Origin of the sequence: Lacisediminihabitans sp., from assembly GCF_036569425.1 — a bacterium.
Taxonomy (GTDB): domain Bacteria; phylum Actinomycetota; class Actinomycetes; order Actinomycetales; family Microbacteriaceae; genus Lacisediminihabitans.
Genome location: NZ_DATCQQ010000020.1, coordinates 144,679 through 160,681, shown reverse-complemented (window position 1 = coordinate 160,681; position 16,003 = coordinate 144,679). Strand labels below are relative to the sequence as shown.

At 65.6% G+C, this 16,003-nt stretch carries 16 protein-coding genes and 3 pseudogenes; 8 read left to right on the top strand and 11 right to left on the bottom strand.

What is annotated here, in order from left to right:
* Positions 1–175 precede the first annotated feature (175 nt).
* On the bottom strand, positions 176–3,271 hold the full coding sequence (locus tag VIM54_RS03965) for a helix-turn-helix transcriptional regulator (RefSeq protein ID WP_331899331.1): 3,096 nt from the start codon (positions 3,269–3,271) through the stop codon (positions 176–178).
* A complete protein-coding gene (locus tag VIM54_RS03960) occupies positions 3,271–3,492 on the bottom strand; it encodes a hypothetical protein (protein WP_331899330.1) in 222 nt (73 codons plus the stop codon). The genes VIM54_RS03965 and VIM54_RS03960 overlap by 1 nt, the downstream gene beginning before the upstream one ends.
* 229 nt (positions 3,493–3,721) lie before the next feature.
* Here VIM54_RS03960 and VIM54_RS03955 point away from each other — a divergent pair, with 229 nt between their 5' ends.
* Positions 3,722–3,880 (top strand): hypothetical protein, encoded by a 159-nt coding sequence (locus VIM54_RS03955; RefSeq protein WP_331899328.1) that lies wholly within the window; start codon positions 3,722–3,724, stop codon positions 3,878–3,880.
* A 33-nt stretch (positions 3,881–3,913) separates the two neighbouring features.
* Here VIM54_RS03955 and VIM54_RS03950 read toward each other — a convergent pair.
* Positions 3,914–4,306: pseudogene (locus VIM54_RS03950) on the bottom strand (fatty acid desaturase); the annotation flags it as partial.
* A 57-nt stretch (positions 4,307–4,363) separates the two neighbouring features.
* A complete protein-coding gene (locus tag VIM54_RS03945; protein WP_331899326.1) occupies positions 4,364–4,987 on the bottom strand; it encodes a C40 family peptidase in 624 nt (207 codons plus the stop codon).
* A gap of 569 nt (positions 4,988–5,556) precedes the next feature.
* Between VIM54_RS03945 and VIM54_RS03940 the strand changes: the two genes are divergently transcribed.
* The 3 genes from VIM54_RS03940 to VIM54_RS03930 are packed head-to-tail and all read left to right on the top strand — an operon-like array spanning position 5,557 to position 7,543.
* Positions 5,557–6,003, top strand: coding sequence for a MaoC family dehydratase N-terminal domain-containing protein (locus tag VIM54_RS03940; RefSeq protein ID WP_331899324.1), 447 nt, complete (start codon positions 5,557–5,559; stop codon positions 6,001–6,003).
* Entirely contained in the window at positions 6,000–6,434 is a 435-nt protein-coding gene (locus VIM54_RS03935; RefSeq protein ID WP_331899323.1) for a MaoC family dehydratase, read from the top strand. The genes VIM54_RS03940 and VIM54_RS03935 overlap by 4 nt, the downstream gene beginning before the upstream one ends.
* A 2-nt stretch (positions 6,435–6,436) precedes the next feature.
* Positions 6,437–7,543, top strand: a complete 1,107-nt coding sequence (locus VIM54_RS03930) for a UDP-N-acetylmuramate dehydrogenase (RefSeq protein WP_331899321.1) — start codon at positions 6,437–6,439, stop codon at positions 7,541–7,543.
* Between the two features lie 33 nt (positions 7,544–7,576).
* Here VIM54_RS03930 and VIM54_RS03925 read toward each other — a convergent pair.
* From VIM54_RS03925 to VIM54_RS03915, 3 genes and pseudogenes are all read right to left on the bottom strand, one after another.
* Positions 7,577–7,660, bottom strand: a pseudogene (locus VIM54_RS03925) (DNA-binding response regulator); the annotation flags it as partial.
* A gap of 255 nt (positions 7,661–7,915) precedes the next feature.
* Entirely contained in the window at positions 7,916–8,548 is a 633-nt protein-coding gene (locus tag VIM54_RS03920) for a hypothetical protein (RefSeq protein ID WP_331899318.1), read from the bottom strand.
* A gap of 105 nt (positions 8,549–8,653) precedes the next feature.
* Complete coding sequence (locus VIM54_RS03915) at positions 8,654–8,995, bottom strand: hypothetical protein (protein WP_331899317.1); 342 nt, start codon at positions 8,993–8,995, stop codon at positions 8,654–8,656.
* Between the two features lie 332 nt (positions 8,996–9,327).
* Here VIM54_RS03915 and VIM54_RS03910 point away from each other — a divergent pair, with 332 nt between their 5' ends.
* From VIM54_RS03910 to VIM54_RS03900, 3 genes are all read left to right on the top strand, one after another.
* Entirely contained in the window at positions 9,328–10,374 is a 1,047-nt protein-coding gene (locus VIM54_RS03910; RefSeq protein ID WP_331899316.1) for a PDDEXK nuclease domain-containing protein, read from the top strand.
* Between the two features lie 184 nt (positions 10,375–10,558).
* A complete protein-coding gene (locus VIM54_RS03905; protein WP_331899315.1) occupies positions 10,559–10,924 on the top strand; it encodes a nuclear transport factor 2 family protein in 366 nt (121 codons plus the stop codon).
* 72 nt (positions 10,925–10,996) lie between these two features.
* A complete protein-coding gene (locus tag VIM54_RS03900; protein WP_331899313.1) occupies positions 10,997–11,185 on the top strand; it encodes a hypothetical protein in 189 nt (62 codons plus the stop codon).
* A 236-nt stretch (positions 11,186–11,421) separates the two neighbouring features.
* Here the strand turns inward: VIM54_RS03900 and VIM54_RS03895 are convergent, their stop codons facing one another.
* The 4 genes and pseudogenes from VIM54_RS03895 to VIM54_RS03880 form a co-directional block, all read right to left on the bottom strand.
* Positions 11,422–11,739: a hypothetical protein gene (locus VIM54_RS03895; protein WP_331899311.1), complete on the bottom strand. Its 318-nt coding sequence runs from the start codon at positions 11,737–11,739 to the stop codon at positions 11,422–11,424.
* A gap of 273 nt (positions 11,740–12,012) precedes the next feature.
* Positions 12,013–12,220: pseudogene (locus VIM54_RS15885) on the bottom strand (SDR family oxidoreductase); the annotation flags it as partial.
* 140 nt (positions 12,221–12,360) lie between these two features.
* The gene (locus VIM54_RS03885; RefSeq protein WP_331899309.1) at positions 12,361–12,552 is read right to left on the bottom strand and encodes a hypothetical protein; all 192 of its coding nucleotides are present in this window, start codon (positions 12,550–12,552) and stop codon (positions 12,361–12,363) included.
* A gap of 18 nt (positions 12,553–12,570) precedes the next feature.
* A complete protein-coding gene (locus VIM54_RS03880; RefSeq protein WP_331899308.1) occupies positions 12,571–12,960 on the bottom strand; it encodes a hypothetical protein in 390 nt (129 codons plus the stop codon).
* A 342-nt stretch (positions 12,961–13,302) separates the two neighbouring features.
* On the opposite strand from VIM54_RS03880, the gene VIM54_RS03875 reads away from it, so the two are divergent.
* Complete coding sequence (locus VIM54_RS03875) at positions 13,303–15,960, top strand: CBM35 domain-containing protein (RefSeq protein WP_331899306.1); 2,658 nt, start codon at positions 13,303–13,305, stop codon at positions 15,958–15,960.
* The last annotated feature ends 43 nt before the right edge of the window (positions 15,961–16,003 follow it).

The following is a 16,003-nucleotide window of genomic DNA, read 5'->3' as shown; positions in this document are numbered from 1 at the left end:
CCTGCAGACCACCCTGCAGGGACTCTCGCTCGACGAGCTGCTCATCCTGGCCCCGTCGAGCGAGCGGGCGCTCGTCTACGCTCGCCGCGACCGCGACCGCGACCGCGACCGCGACCGCGAGGCGCCCAAGCGCATCTCCGGCCGGCCGGGAGACGTCGCCGCCTTCTGACCGGGTTCAGCGCGCGGCGGGCGTCAGTTCGGCCGCGGCGCCCTGGTGGGCGAGGAACACGGCCTCGGTGCGCGAGGTCGCGCCGAGCTTGCGCAGGATGCTCGAGACGTGCACGCTCGCGGTCTTCGCGCTGATGAACAGCTGCTGGGCCACCTGGCGGTTGGACTGGCCCTGCTCGACGAGATCGAGGACCTGCCGTTCGCGCTCGGTGAGCAGCCGCCGGTTGTCGTGTACCGGGACCGGGGTGACGGCGCTCGCCGAGCCGGCTGCCGCGGGGACGCCGGCGCGCCGTTCCAGCTCCGCGACCCTGGCCACGATCAACCCGGCGCCGATCTCGGTCGCCCGGCGGCGAGCCTCCTCCGCCTGCTCCAGCGCCGCCGACCGATCGCCGTCGCTCGCGAGCACCTCCGCGAGCCGGAGGGCGGAATACGGCAACAAGTGGGACTGCGCTAGGGGCGAGCGGCTCGCCTTAACGGCGGCTCGCCAGAGGCCGGCATCCGTGCCAGTATGCCCGGCGCCGCCGAGCTCGGCATCGAAGACGGCGAGGTAGGCGGCGGCGGTCGGCCAGCTGGCCGACCGGTCGAGCACCGTGCGAAGGCGTGCCTCGATCCGCGCCGGGTCCGTCTCGCCGTCCTCGGTGGCGATCGACGTGCCGGAGGAGACAGAACTCGCGAGGGTGCGGGCGGCGACGGCCAGGAGTGGCAGATCGTACGCGGCAAAGCGGCGGTCGTCGGCGGACAGCACTCCGCGCACCTCCAGCCAGGCCCAGGGGAGGTTGCCGACGGCGAGGGCGATCTCCCCGGCCACCCGCGCGAGGCCCAGCCGCGACTGGGCGTCGATTTGCAGCTGAAGGCTGAGCGGCGCGCGCCAGCCGCGCAACAGTGCCTCGGCAGCGCCGATATCGCCGCCCCAGAGCGTCGACCAGAGTTTGAGCCGCTGCAGGCGGGCGCTGAAACCGATCGGGGGATCGAGCTCGAGCGCGCGCTCGAGCAATTCGTCCGCGCGCTTCAACTCGCCCTTGGCGAACAGCGGTTCGATCGTGTTCGAAATGAGCATCGCGCCGGACGTTCGCTCCACCCCCCGGCGCCGTGCCCCCTCGAACCCTTCGAGCGAGATGCGGATGGCGTCGTCGAAGCGGCCGAGCACGTTCATCGCCTCCGACATGTTCACGAAGTAGCGCAGGCGGGCGGAGTCGTCTCCCACGGCGAGCTCCCCGGCCCGCTCGAGGTCGGCCAGGCCGCGGTCGATCTCGCCGCGCGCGACGAGGGACATGCCCCGGATGTTGGCCGATACCGACATCCGTGCACGAGAACCGACTTCACTGGCCTCGTCGAAGGCCTCATCGGCGATCTGCACGGCCTCGTCGAATCGGGCGTCGAGCATGAGTCGCGCCGAGAGCTCCCCGAGTACGGTGGCGCGCAGCACGCTCGGCGGCTCCCCCTGGAGCACGGCGAGCGCCCGGCGCAGCAGCTCCACCGATCCGGTGCGGCCGACATTGGCGAGGTAGGACGCCTTGTCCTGCAGCAGCCGGGCGATTCGTTCCACGTCGTCGGTCGGCGAGTCGGCGAGCGCCTCGTCCACGAGGGCGATGGCCCGGTCGCTCTCCCCGGCGTTGCGCAGGTCGTGGGCGGTGTCCGCGAGAAGCGCGACGCGGCTGCGGCCGGCCACGGCCTCGGCATCCGGCACCTGGTCCCAGAGTTCGAGAGCGCGTTCCCCCATGCGGGACGCGGTGTCGTAGGCGAAGGCCTTGTGGGCCTGAGCCATCGCCGTAAGCGACGCCCCGAACGCGCACTTCATGTCGTGCGCGGCCATCCAGTGATAGGAGATCTCGGTGGCCGGGATGCACTCGGTGCTCAGCCCCGCCTCGAGGGCGCGCGCGTATTGCGAGTGGTGGCGCACTCGTTCGCCGGGCAGCAGCTCCTCGTGGATCGCGTCCCGCACGAGGGCGTGCCGGAAGGCGTATGACGTGTCGTCGATCACGATCACGTTGCCGAGCACGGCCTCGCGCGCCGCACGATCGATGTCGTCGGCGTCTCCCTCGTACACGGCGAGGAGCAGGGTGTGGTCGACGCGCGAGCCGCCGGCGGCCATCAGCCGCAGGATCTTCTGGGTCGGTTCGCTGAGAGTGTCGTACCGTGCGAGCAGGATCTCGCGCAGCGTGTCTGGGAAGCAGTCCGTGTTCTCGTAGCCGTCGAAGTCGACGAGCTCCTCGACGAGGAAGGGCACCCCGTCTGTGCGTTCGAACACGACATCCACGTCGTGGGCGAGGGGCGCGGAGCCGAGAATCTCCCCGACGAGCTGGCGCACCTGCCGTTTCGTGAGGCGCGAGAGGTCGCGCCGGCTCACACGCGGGGTGCGGTCGAGCTCCGGAAGCCAGGAGCGCAGCGGATGCCCGCGGGTGAGGTCGTCGCTGCGGTAGCTGAGCACGAAGAGGATGCGGCCGTGTTCGACCACCCGCACAAGGAATCGCACCAGGCTCAGGGTTGCCTGGTCGGCCCAGTGCAGATCTTCGATCACGATCACGAGGTGGTGCTCTCGCGACACGTTCTCGAGCGCAACCGCCACTCCGTCGTAGAGGAACTCCGCGCCGCCGCGGCCCGTGGTCTCGCCGACCCGGTCGGCGGTTGCGGCGACCTGGGCGCCCAGTTCGGGCAGCAGAAGCAGGAGGGCGCCGCGCGACGGGCCCGCCGCGTCGAGAAGCGCCTCGGCACCGATCGTGGCGGAGAGCGCTCGAAGGGCGCCGGTCACCGGGGCGTATGGCGGCGCATCCCGGTCCAGATCCACGCACTGGCCCTTGACCACGACGGTTGCGGCGGGAACGCTCCTGGCGAATTCATCGATGAGGCGTGACTTGCCGATGCCGGCCTCGCCGCCGATCACCACAGTGCGGGTGTCTCCGGACGCGGACTCGTGCAGGGCGTTTACCAGCGCGTCGAGGTCGCCCTCCCGTCCGATGAGGGAGCCGCTCGTCTTTCCCGACCGCATGCTCCCATCGTGCCACGAGCCCCCGACGCCGAGAACACTGTCGCGGATGCCCGTGACGCCGGGAACGCTGACGCCCATGACCGTGCCGCCGACAACTCCGCCGCCCGCCACGGTCATCAGGAGCGTGCGCGGTGGCCGACCGCGCCGGACCAGACCGCGCTGAGCCAGCCCGCGCCAAACCAGCCGACGATCGACTGCCCGGGGCAGGCGGGCGACGGCGCAGCGGCGCGCTCCTCGGCACGTCGCTCCTCCCGAACCCGTAGCCACTCCATCTCCTGGGCGAGCTGTCGCTCGTAGGCCAGGGACAGGTGCTCAAACGCGTACTCGTTGACCAACATGGTGTGCTCCGTTCTCTGCGTGACTCCGACACTCCTCGCTAAGGGGGGTCTGCCGCATGGGGCGGATGCACTACTTCGGGCGCGGTCGGTTCCGTTCGGCCTAAGCCGTTTACCCGTCTTAGGCGCGTACGGCGGGCGCCGCGGGAAATACGGCATTCTCCGGATGGTGCGGCGCGGTGCTCAGGGGCATTCTCGAAACCGGAACGTAAAAGGAGAGGAGGTGGGCACAATGCTGTTGTTGATCATCATGGCCGCGGTCGTCGTCGCGTCGATCGTCTGGGCGATCGTTGCGACGCTCGTGCGCACGGCCGCGGACGGCTACGGCCGGATTCCGACCCGGGTCGGAAACGATGCGGATGGGCGGGCGCGCTACCGGCGAATCTGGTGAGTCCCGACGGCCCGTCTGGGTCGGCCGGAGGGGTCAGATCGAGGCGCGCTCGGCCCCGAGCGGGCAGGCGAACACGTCGCGCTCGCCAAGACCCACGCGGTTGATGTAGCGCAGGACGATGCCGTACGACTCCCAGAGGCCGGTCTGGGTGTACGGCACCCCGCGCTCCCTGCAGTATTCGGCGATGAGCGGGGCGGCCCGCCGAAGGTGCGGCCGGGGTATGGAGGGGAACAGGTGATGCTCGACCCGGTAGTTGAGGCCGCTCATGGCCACGTCGAGCACCCGGTTGCCGCGCACGTTGCGGCTCATGAGCACCTGGCGGCGCAGGAAGTCGAGCGTGAGTGCCTTCGGCACGATCGGCATCCCCTTGCGATTGGGCGCGAATGACACGCCCATGTAGAAGCCGAAGAGCCCCCGCTGAACCGCCGCGCTCCCGGCGAGGGCGCAGTCACCGTGAGTCGGCAACCGTGAGACTGCCGGGCGTCAGACCTGCAGGCGGATGAAGAGCGGGCTGCCCCAGAGCTTGGACGCGTGCTCGACGTAACGGCCCCAGACGGGCGAGTTGTACATGCCGCCTGCCCCGTCGTAGATGCCGATGTGCTGACCCGGCCAGTAGACGAGGTCCCCGGCGACCGCGCTCGCCTGGTCGACCCGCACCCCGAGCCTGGCCTGGTGGTCCGCTCCGCGCGGCAGGCTGATGCCGAACCCGGCGAAGACGTACTGGGTGTAACCGTCGCAGGAGAAGCTGGTGGTCGGGCTGTTGCCCGATCCGTAGGGCACGAGGCCCACGAACTGCGCGGCGTACTGGATCAACGCGGCGCCGCTGTAGCCCTGGGCCGGCGGGGCGACCCCCGTGTAGCGGTTGATCTTCGCCGGCGCGGACGCCGGGGCGACGGGCGCGACCGGTCTCGGCATCGTCACGGCGTATCCGTCCCGGGCGGGCGCCGTGATGGCGACGGTCGCGTCGACCGCGAACGACTGCACGGCCGGAGCCTGCTGCCGCGGCGCGACCGGCGCATCAAGGCTCGCATAGGCCGGGATCGCCGTCGTTGCGATGAGCGCACCGGCGACCGCGATGGCCCCGAGCTTCGCAACGATGGATGACATCCGGCAAGAGTAGCGGAGAGGCCGCGAAAAGTCTCGAATTGGTAACGGAATGGCCCAGAAATGGCGGTCGAAACGAGTACCGTCGAGCCTCGGATTCGGCGCCGGATCCGGCAAATGTCTGGGGTGAATCGTAGGCTGGAAAAAAACATCCCGACACGCCGAAAACACTAGATGTTGTGGAATGACAAGAGTGTCATTCCGGTTATATAGTAGGGACTCACGAAGGCGCCGGCTTAACAACTGGTGACCCGGGGGTTACTAAACAACAGACTTAGGGAGGTCCGAAAATGGACAACGACAACGATTCCATTGGCGGCTACGCAGTACCGGTCGACCCGATGGACGACCTGCAGTGTGACAGCTGCCAGTAGGCCCCGTGCACGTCTAGGTACCGTACAGGTCTAGACACGGTGCACGTCTAGGCACTGTGCACGCTTAGACACGGTGCACGTCGCCTTAGGTGCGTGACGCGGGTCGCATACGAGCCGCACGAGAAGTGGAAGCCCCGGCCGCCAGTAATGGTGGCCGGGGCTTTGTCGTTAAGCTTTCGCTGTGCAAAGGACAACAGAGTGTCAGTGAACCCCGAGATCGAGGGGCGTGTCTTTCCGCCCACCACGCCCTACCTCGTCGGTCGGGAGAAGATCCGCGAGTTTGCGCGGGCAGTTCTCGCGAGCAACCCGGTCAACTTCGACGTCGAGGCGGCGAATGCGGCCGGCTACGCGGACCTCGTGGCGCCCCCGACGTTCGCCGTGGTGGTGCAGGAGCTCACGCTGCATCAGCTTCTAGCCGAGCCGGATGCCGGGATCGATTTCGCGCGCGTCGTGCACGGCGAGCAGCGGTTCAGCTTCTCGCGGCCGATCGTGGCGGGCGACGAGCTCACCGCGACCCTGACCATAGCGAGCGTGAAGTCGCTCGGCGGCCACTCGATGGTCACCGCCGAGTCCAGCATCGTCGACGCCGCGGGTGCTCACGTGGTCACCGCGACATCCACGCTCGTGGTCAGGGGGGACGCATGACACAGCAGGCTGCACCACTCTTCTCCGAACTCGAGGTCGGCCAGATCGTGGCCGAGGCCGGATTCGCCATCACCCGGGAGTCGCTCGTGCGCTACGCCGGCGCGTCGGGGGACTTCAACGCCATCCACTACCGCGACGACGTCGCTCAGTCGGTCGGCCTCGCGGGCGTGCTCGCCCACGGAATGCTCACGATGGGCGCCGCCGTGCAGCCCGTCGTCGACTGGGCGGGCGATCCAGGCAGGATCGTCGACTACCAGGTGCGATTCACCCGTCCGGTGTTCGTCGACGCGACCGAGGGCGCAGTGGTCAACGTGGTCGCGAAGGTCGGCGCGCTCGACACGGAGAACACCGTCGCCCGCATCGACCTCACCGTGACCTTCGGTGGCGAGACTGTGCTGGGCAAGGCGCAGGTGCGCGTGAGCCTGGCCTGACGATGGAGTTGCGGGAGCTCACGACGCTGCGCGTCGGGGGGCCGGCGGATGAGGTGATCGCACCCGCCGACGAGGCCGCCCTCGTCGCGGTGACGCTCGAGGTCTGGGCCTCCGGGGACGATTGGTTGGTGCTGGGCGGCGGTTCGAACGTTGTCGTCTCCGACGAGGGCTTCGCCGGGACCGTGATCCGGGTGGTCACGCGCGGCATCGAGATTCTGCCGGGCGACGGCGACGCGGTTCGGCTGCGCGTGCAGGCGGGCGAGCCATGGGATGCGCTCGTGCGGTTCGCGGTGGAGAACGGGTTGGCCGGCCTCGAGGCGCTCTCCGGGATCCCGGGGTCGAGCGGGGCGGCGCCGATCCAGAACATCGGGGCGTACGGGCAGGAGATCGCGTCGCACCTCGTCGCCGTCGACTTCCTCGACTACGGCACCGGCGAGCTCGGCCGCGTCGAGGCGTCGGCGCTCGACCTCGAATACCGAGGCTCTGCCATCAAGAGCGGACGCCGGGGAGTTGTCGTGGCGATCGAGCTCGAGCTGGTGCGAACCCCGGGCGGGGTCAGCGAGCCGATCGGCTATCCGCAGCTCGCCGTGGCGCTCGGCCGTTCGGTGGGCGATCGCGTGCCCCTGGCCGACGTGCGCGGCGCGGTGCTCGCCCTGCGCGCGAGTAAGGGGATGGTGCTGGATGCCGCGGACCCCGACTCGGTGAGCGCCGGCTCCTTCTTCACCAACCCGATCGTGAGCGAGCGCTTTGCGGGGACCCTGCCCCTCGACGCGCCACGCTGGCCGGTCTCCGCCGACATCTCGGCGCCGATGGTGCGGCCGCTCGACTCCTTCGACCCCTCCGACGTGCCGGTCATCCGCACCCCCGCCGACCGCCGGGTGAAGCTCAGCGCGGCCTGGCTCATCGAGCAGGCGGGCATCACGCGAGGGTTCCGCCTGCCCGGGTCGCGGGCGGCCGTCTCGGGCAAGCACACCCTCGCGATCGTCAACACGGGGGCGACCACCGCCACTGAGATCGCGGAACTCGCCAGGTACATCCAGGCCCGCGTGCTCTCGACGTTCGGCGTGATCCTGCGGCCGGAGCCCGTCTTCGTCGGCGCGTTCGAGTAGCTGGCCTCACGGGACGGGCCAGCGGGGACGGGACTACCGCGGCAGCAGCCCGAGCTCCATCGCGAGGGTGACGGCGCGCGTCCGGTCGTTCACGCCGAGCTTCTCGAACACGTGCAGCGAGAGTCCCTTGCGCAGACTCGCTGGCTCAAGCGCAATCGACAAGCCCACCACATAGGCCGCCCGCAAGAGGTTCCCCTGCCGGCACCCTCCAAGGTCGAATGACACCCTCAAAACCGTCCCGGGAGGCGCAACGAAATGCCGTCCGCTGATTGTCCGGCTCGTGGGCGGCCAGACCCTCTCCATCAACTGCGGAAGCGTCGTGGTTAGGCACATTTGTGAATGAAACGTATGGGCGGGCTTCGCTTCATAATTTCAAGTCGTGGGAGGTCTGGTTAGAGACCACAATTCGTCATCGAGTTGGTCGAGTCGAGATCTCGCGGACCTCGCCTCCTCCTGTGTTCGCGTTGATGATTCGAGCCTCAAGTCCGCTAACCCGCCCATGCCTGTGATGATCGAGTGAAGCTGAACCTTGATCGCTTCGATTTCAGGCGAAACTCTTGACGTTTTCAGCGCTGGGAGCCGCAGCTTGAGCCATTTCGTGCGTTCCGACAAGTGCTCGCTCGGTTCGAGAATCTGGATGACCTCTTCAACTACCTCCACCAACCGTTCACGCGTCGCCGCCCCATCCCAGGGTTCGTTGTTTGTATCGTCATCAACCACGAGCCAAGATCCGAGCACATCAACACCACTCCGGAGGCGATCCACAATTTCTCGCTTGCGGTCGACGTCACCATCCATCCAGCCCAGGTGAAGCCCGAATCCTCCGCTGGCCAATGGTTCAGACGGCGGGAAGATCACGAAGTCACCCTCGGCGTACGAAAGCCCTTCCATCCCGAGAATCTCAACGAAGTAGCCACGATTGGAGCTCGCACGCCGAGGGGTCACCTTGGTCCATGTCTCCCGCATACGTTCACCGTATTCGGAAACGAGCGAATACATCGCCATTGCAGCAGGAATATGTCCGGTCCTACTTCTGGGTTACGGATGTCCATAGCGCAGTGCGCCGCCGCTCGGTTGACGTTCCGCTATCGGGCACTGTGACCCGTCGCATCACGGAATTGATACGACGAAGTTGTCGTCGAGGGTGGTGCGATGGCGGTCGCGCCGTGTTCCGGCGATGATGCGAGCAGCGATCAGCATCACAAGCAAGATCGCCAAAAGGACGGGGAACATATTCCCGATCAGCCACAGCGCCCCGTTCCATGGCGGAAACACGCTCGGGTCGAAGCCCCCGGTTTGTTCAGATCGTGCGCCTAGGTAGTCGCTCTGCACGTCAACGAAGACGGCAATCACGATGGCGACAGCCAGCGCGACTGCCGAGACCACGATCGCCGCTGTGAGCATCACTCTCAATATGGGTGCGGTCTGATAAACACGGTTGACCTCTGGCATGAAGCTGACTGTATCAACCGGCCTTCCGTTTGCGGGACGACTTCGCCGACATACTGTCTCGTAACTAAACCGCCTGAACTCGCCACCCATGGGATCCGAGACGCCGACCGGTTTCGTTCGTTCGTTTCCGCGCGCCTACGTCCAGTTGGAGTCTTAGAGGCGAGAAGAAGGTGTGTCCAGCAACTCTGAATCGACCTTAGGCCGACAGGCTGGGGAGGTGATCCTTGACGTCAAGCTGGGTTACACCCCAACTGGACATGTCGTTTGCGACTTGATGGGGCCGGGCGCGTTGGGCAGCGTGGTCCCAGTCATGGTCAGGAGACAATGGGTTTGTGGCCCGTGCCGATGTTTCTCTCCCTGATGGATACCCCGAGTTCCTCGGCGACCTGAAACGGCGGGTCCGGGACGCGCAGGTTCGCGCACATCGCACGGTCAATACCCAACTCATTGAGTTGTATTGGACTATCGGTCATGCCATCGTCGCCGAGCAGGAGCAACAAGGGTGGGGCGCCGGCGTAATCGACCGCTTGGCGGGGGACCTGCGCCTTGAGTTTCCCCAGATGACCGGGTTGTCCCGTAGCAATCTGCAGTACATGAGGGCACTCGCAGCGGCCTGGCCGACCAATTCAAATGTCCCGCAGGCTGTGGGACATTTGCCGTGGGGTCACATTCGCCTGCTCCTTGACAAGCTGGAGGCCCGAGCCGCCCGGGAGTGGTATGCCGCAGCATCCGTGAAGAATGGCTGGTCTCGAAACGTGCTGCTCAATCAGATCATCAACCGCACTCTCGAGAGAACCGGCGCAGCGCCCTCGAATTTCAGCGCCGAGCTGGAGCCCGCTGATTCCAATCTGGCCCGGCAGATTGCCAAAGATCCCTACGTGTTCGACTTCCTGGAGCTCACCGAGGAGGCCGCTGAACGTGACCTGGAACAGGCGATGATGGACCGCATCGTCGACACCCTCCGGGAGCTGGGCACGGGTTTCGCATTCGTGGGACGCCAGGTCCACTTCGACGTAGCCGGCGATGACTTCTACCTTGACCTTTTGTTCTTCCACGTCGAGCAACTCCGGTACGTGGTCATCGAACTGAAAACCGGGAAGTTCCAGCCCGAACATGCCGGGAAACTTGGTTTCTACGTATCACTGGTTGATGACCGGCTCCGTCGGGAGGCCCACGCGCCCACGGTGGGAATACTCATCTGTGGCGACCGAAACGATCACACGGTCCGTTACGCACTCGGTCGCTCGGGCTCTCCGATGGCCGTGTCGACCTACACGTACGACTCCCTGCCGCCTTCAGAAAAGAATGCGCTCCCCGATGCCGACGAACTCACCTCGGCTCTTGGGTGGGACGAAGAAGCGCAGAAGCAGCACGACTGATTCCCGCAAGAGCAACGAATCTTCGGTCGTGCCGCTGTTGCATTTGACGCACCTGAGCGCGAATTCTTTACGGACAGGGCATACGCGAATCTTCGGCCCAGCCAATTCGTTTTGGCCAGTGAACGCGGGGGAGTGTCCGTAGGAGGTCCGACCTACGGGCATGCCGCTGAGGTAGCGTCAACTCATGCGGGATGACAAAGAGGGCAGATACGCAACGGTAAAAGCCGCTGAAATCGCGCTCCTGTCATCGACTGTTCGGCGCGATGGCCAGAGATTGAGCGCTCTCCTACATCCGGAGTTTGCTGAGATCGGTCGTTCAGGCCAGCGCTGGACCCACCAGGACACTATCGAGGCGCTCTCTGCTGAAGAATCACGAGAGGCTCCCGAAACCGCCGAGTGGCTCTTCAACGACATTGCGCCAGGCATCGTTCTCGTTAATTACCGCATCCACACACCTGAACGCGACAGTCGCCACTCGTCGATCTGGGAGCTCGCCGCAGGAGGTCCGGTCTTGCGCTTTCACCAGGGAACCGTCATCCCGTCCCGCTGAGGGATCCTCCTCGGGGCCGCCACGATCCTCTGCCGCGGCATAGTCGAGCAATTCTTCCGCTATGTTCCGTTTATGGCCATCTCATCCCAGCAAGCGGTTATCACAATCCAGGGCGAGAGCATGAAGCGCGCCAGCGGGATGCTCGTCGATGCGCTCGAGCCGTATGCGAACGCGCGGGTGACTTCCTTGGTCCAGTCCACGAGCTACACGACGAGCTGGCGCGGCCGCGTGACCCTCCTCGCGATAGTCGACCACGACTGACGCACTGTCGCTCTGTCCCGGTTGTCCTTGGGCGAAAGACACATCGGGGCGTAATCCTCGCGAAGGATGCGAGCGGGTAGCGCCAGCAAGGGAATGAGTGCAAAGGGGGCGGGATGGTATCGACACATAACGTTGAGGAGTGGACGGTTCGGGCGGGTCAAACCAACAAGATTCAATCGGCGCGATCCTCGAGGTGGGTTCCCTTGGTTCTGTTCCTTATTGAGCTTGGTATCACCTCAGTGGTGATGGGGATACTGAGTTTCGCGCTCGTGGTTCAACTCACGCTGACGCCTGGCGCAATCTTTGGCGAGTTCGATGACATCTTCACCTGGGTAGTCAGCCTTGGGGTTGATGCGGCCGTCGAGATCATCGGTGCCATCGTTGTGTTTCTGCTGACTGGTCTCATCGTCGGACTTCTCGGACTGCCGATACGACTCATCGGTCCCGTGCGGCGGGCTTGGCTCGGCAATGGAGAAATGACGATCGCTGGAGTCGCACTCGGAACGGTGCTCATCGTGGCTGCGTACCTGCTTGGCAATTGGAGCGACATCCATGAGCAGCACGGTACCTACGCGGTATTCACTCCCAGCCCGCAGCCGCTGCTAGTTGGCTGGTTCTTGCTTGCGTTCTCGCTGTCCCTGCTTGTGTGGCCCGCTCGATGGCTACCTCGAAGAGCCAGAATCTGGTGGACAGAGACACAGCTTACAAAGCGGCAACGAAACAGCGCGACAGTTTCGCAGTGAGCGTTCCCGAGTGACACAGCACCTACCGGAGTGAACAGCCAGATGGATCGGCCGTGGGACGGAGGTGCTGGTCGTCCTTTGTGGTCAGTAGCGTGCCGAGTACCCGCCGTCGACCTTGAGGAGTTGTCCGGACATCCAGCGACCTTCGGGAGACACCAGGAATGAAACGACGCTGGCGACGTCAGTGGGTGTGCCAAGTCGACCGAGCGGATGGTGGGTGGTGGGTGGTTAATTCGTCGCGAAGAGTGTCACCAATCCACCCCGTGTCGATCGGTCCGGGGTTCCCTACGTGTCAGGGTTGGGTGAGGCCAGCACCTCAGAGCAAGTCCGCCGTTTGATGTAGGGCGAGAGCAGGAAGGCTGAGCGCCTTCTGGGCGCGACGAAGCGGTCAATCAAACGGGTTGTTCAAGAAATGATCTGCGCTCGGCTGCTTCAGGAGCGAAACGGGAACACCCGGCCGACGTGCATGAGTGCCTCGAACACCCACTTCTCGGCCTTGTTCTTTACTGATCGGTTCACCGTCCACCCGGTCGCGATGTCAGTGACCGTCAGGGTGAAACAGAGTTCGCCCGACGCGTTCCCGCCCTCGTGGCCGACCAAGTCGATCTCCGCGAACCCGGGCACGGCGTCGTCCCAGTCAGCCTAGGTGCGGATCGGGATCTGCGACTTCAGCAGCGTTCCGGGTTTGGTATGTGACCGGCCCCGCGACATCAGCTTCGCCCGCTCCGGTGCGAGTCGGCGATCGATCGTCGCCGCGCTCATCCGTACCAATAGGGCCGCCTCGGCATCCGTCAGGTTCAGCTCGTTGTCGCGGCGCAGCAACGGCACCAACACGCCCAGCGTCGGCGCGAGGCGCTTCCCGGCCGGCGCCCGCAGCACCGCCCAACACTTCACCAGCGCCCGCGTCGCGGCTGGCCCACACGTCGGTGCCCGCCCGGCCCGGGGCTTCACTACCTTGAGCGTCAACGCGACCCGCAGTGCCGCCCGGGCGTAGTCGCGATGCCACCGGGTCAACTCAACCAACTCGGTCAAGATTCGACGCTTACCGGCCCGGTCAGCACTCCGATACGCGAGCGCTCTCTTCTTCGTCACGGCCTGCCGCTGCGTCATCGTCAGCTCCATAGAAACGGGCGTATCCCACATCCATCGGCCCGTTCCCGAACTGCGCCGAAGCGGGGGTTTTCATCTGAGGCAACGAATGGTGCTGCGCGGAGGTTTCTTATGAGTCAACGCGGACTCTTGCACGCTGTCGCGAAACCGCTATTATGATAGCGGTTTCAAGAATTCCCCGAACGGGGGTAGAACCGGCCGACACGCGTACGAAGGAGTAGAGGAATGTTTGACGACATCAGAAGGCAGGGGCACCGTCCGTCCTTGACCGCCCTCTCTACGGCGACGGTAGCAGCGCTCTGCCTCAGCCTCGCCGGGTTCGCCGCGGCACCCGCCGCGGCGGCCTCCACCGACGCCCTTCGCGTCGATCTCTCACAGTCGAGCGGCGACTTCCGCGGTGGTGCATCCGGAACCCTCTACGGTCTCGGTGACGATGGCGTCCCCAGCCAGCCGGTGCTCGACGGTGCTCGCGTCACCAACACCTCGCAGAAGCCGCCGCAGGGAGCGCAGCATCCCAACGGAGATGCGCTCGACGTGGAATCCTCTTTCTTCGCAGCGGGTGGCAGGGACCTCTACGTCTACATCCAGGACGAGTACCCGGACTGGGCTTACAACGGAGGCCAGCGGCCGGGCGACGCGAACAACGACGGTGTGTGGGACTACCTGCCCATCCTGCGCGCGGCCGTCGAGAAAATCGCTACCCAGTCGGCGCATCCGGAGAATTACGTGTTCATCCCGTTCAACGAGCCGGATGCCGGCAACTGGTATCCGAACTGGTCGACACAGAAGGATCAGTTTCTCTCCGACTGGTCGGCCGCCTACGACACCATCGAGAGCGTCTATGCCGCGCACGGTCTCGGCCACGCCAGGATCGGCGGACCCGGCGATTCCAGCTGGCACGCCGACCGCAGCACGGACCTGCTGACCTACGCGAAGGCGCACAGTCAGCTCCCCGACGTCTTCATCTGGCACGAGCTCGGAACCAACAACCTGGCGACCTTCCGGTCCAACATCGCCGCGTACAAGCAGGTGTTGAAGATCGTGGGCGTGCCCGAAATCCCGGTGAACATCACTGAATACGGGATGCTCCGCGACATGGGCGTTCCCGGCCAGCTCGTGCAATGGTTCTCCATGTTCGAAGACCAGAAGGTCGACGCGCAGACCGCGTACTGGAACTACTCGGGCAATCTGTCCGACAACTCGTCTCGCAACAACGGCGCCAACGGTGGCTGGTGGATGTTGAAGTGGTACGGCGACCTGGCCGGTTCGAAGACTGTGAGGGTCACTCCGCCCGCCCTGAATGCCCCGGACACCCTGCAGGGAATCGGAGCGATCGACAGGGGCAAGAGGAAGGCGACTGTGCTGTTCGGCGGCGGCTCAAACAACGTCGATCTCACCGTCACCGGCGTGGACCACGCAACCTTCGGTAAGAAGGTCGACGTTCAAGTGCGGGCTGATCGCCTCAATGGCGCCGAGGGCGCCTCCCTCCAGCCTCCCGTGATCCTTTCGACCAGCGCGACCGTGACAAACGGGATCGTGTCACTGGCCATTCCGAACGCGGATCGGTATGCCGCCTACCAGGTGGAAATCACTCCGGAACTGGCCTCGCCACAGCCTGTCGCCACCGACCTGGTCAGCAGCGTCGAAGCAGAGAACGCAACGCTCACGAACGCCACCGTGTACGCCCAGGACCCGTCGCGGGAGTGGTCGTTCATGGCGTCGAACGGACATGACGTCGGATCCTTTAACGCGGTCGGCTCGTCAGCGACCTGGAACGTGACCGTGCCACGCACCGGCGACTATCGACTATCGATCCTCGCGGGGGCCAACCAGACACCTGGTCAGCATGCCCTGTTCGTCGATGGCGCATACTCGGCACTCGTCAAATACTCCGCCGATCTCTCGTGGAGCTACCGCGGCACGACCGACGTGACCGTCCATCTGACGGCCGGAGCCCACGCCCTTTCGCTTCGGGCGAGCGCGAACGGAACGACGATCCTGCCCGGCGCCGACATCACTTTGGACCGGTTCGACCTCTTCGATGTTAGCCACGGCGAGAACGCGGTCTATCCGGCGCTGGATGCTCGGCTCAGCCGTGGTGCCACGCTGTCCTACGCCCCGAACGTCGCCGGCTCGGCAGCATTGTCGGGTGCGCAGACGGCCACATTCTTCGCGGCGACAGCCGAGACGGGCTACTACGACGTCACGACGCACTTCACCACGAAGAGCCGTACGGCTCTTAACCTCTGGGCGAACGGCCGGGCCGTCACCCTGACCGCACCGAAGACACCGGGAACGTTGGCCTCAACAGTTCGTCTGTTCCTCCCTCAAGGCATCAATGAGCTGACGGTCGGTGCGACGGGGGGTGCTGCGATCGCCGACGTGACCACCACCCGCGGGGCCGAGCAGAAGGCGGCGGATGTCGACAGCGCCAATGTGTTCCGCTCGGAGGCGGAGGCGCTTCCGCGAGCGGGCACCGCTGTGGTGCAGACGCTTCCCGACGGATCGAACGGCTCAGCGGATGCGTCGGGCATCGTGCGGGATGTGGGCTACCTCGGCAACGGCGTGGGAAACACGCTCAGCGTGCCGCGCCCGAAGGGCTTTGGGGCGGGTGACTACCAGCTCGTACTGGGGGCGACCAACGCCGACAAGGCGTCCGCGATCAACTACAACCCGCAGGTCATCAGCCGGTTCGTCGATGTGGCGGAAGCCGGGGGAGCCACTGTCCGAGCCGCTGTCCGTCACAACTACTCATGGAACAGCTTCTGGGACAAGACGATCCCGGTGAACTTGAAGACCGGAGACGGCGCCCTCACACTGGGCAACGCCACCGCATACGCACCGAACATCGACACCGTGGCTCTCGCAAAGTTCGTGGCGGGCACGCCGATCACGGTGCGGACTCCCGCCAACGGCGAGTAAACATCGTCCCGACCCGTTTCGGCCGGTGTCGCCTCGTGCGGCG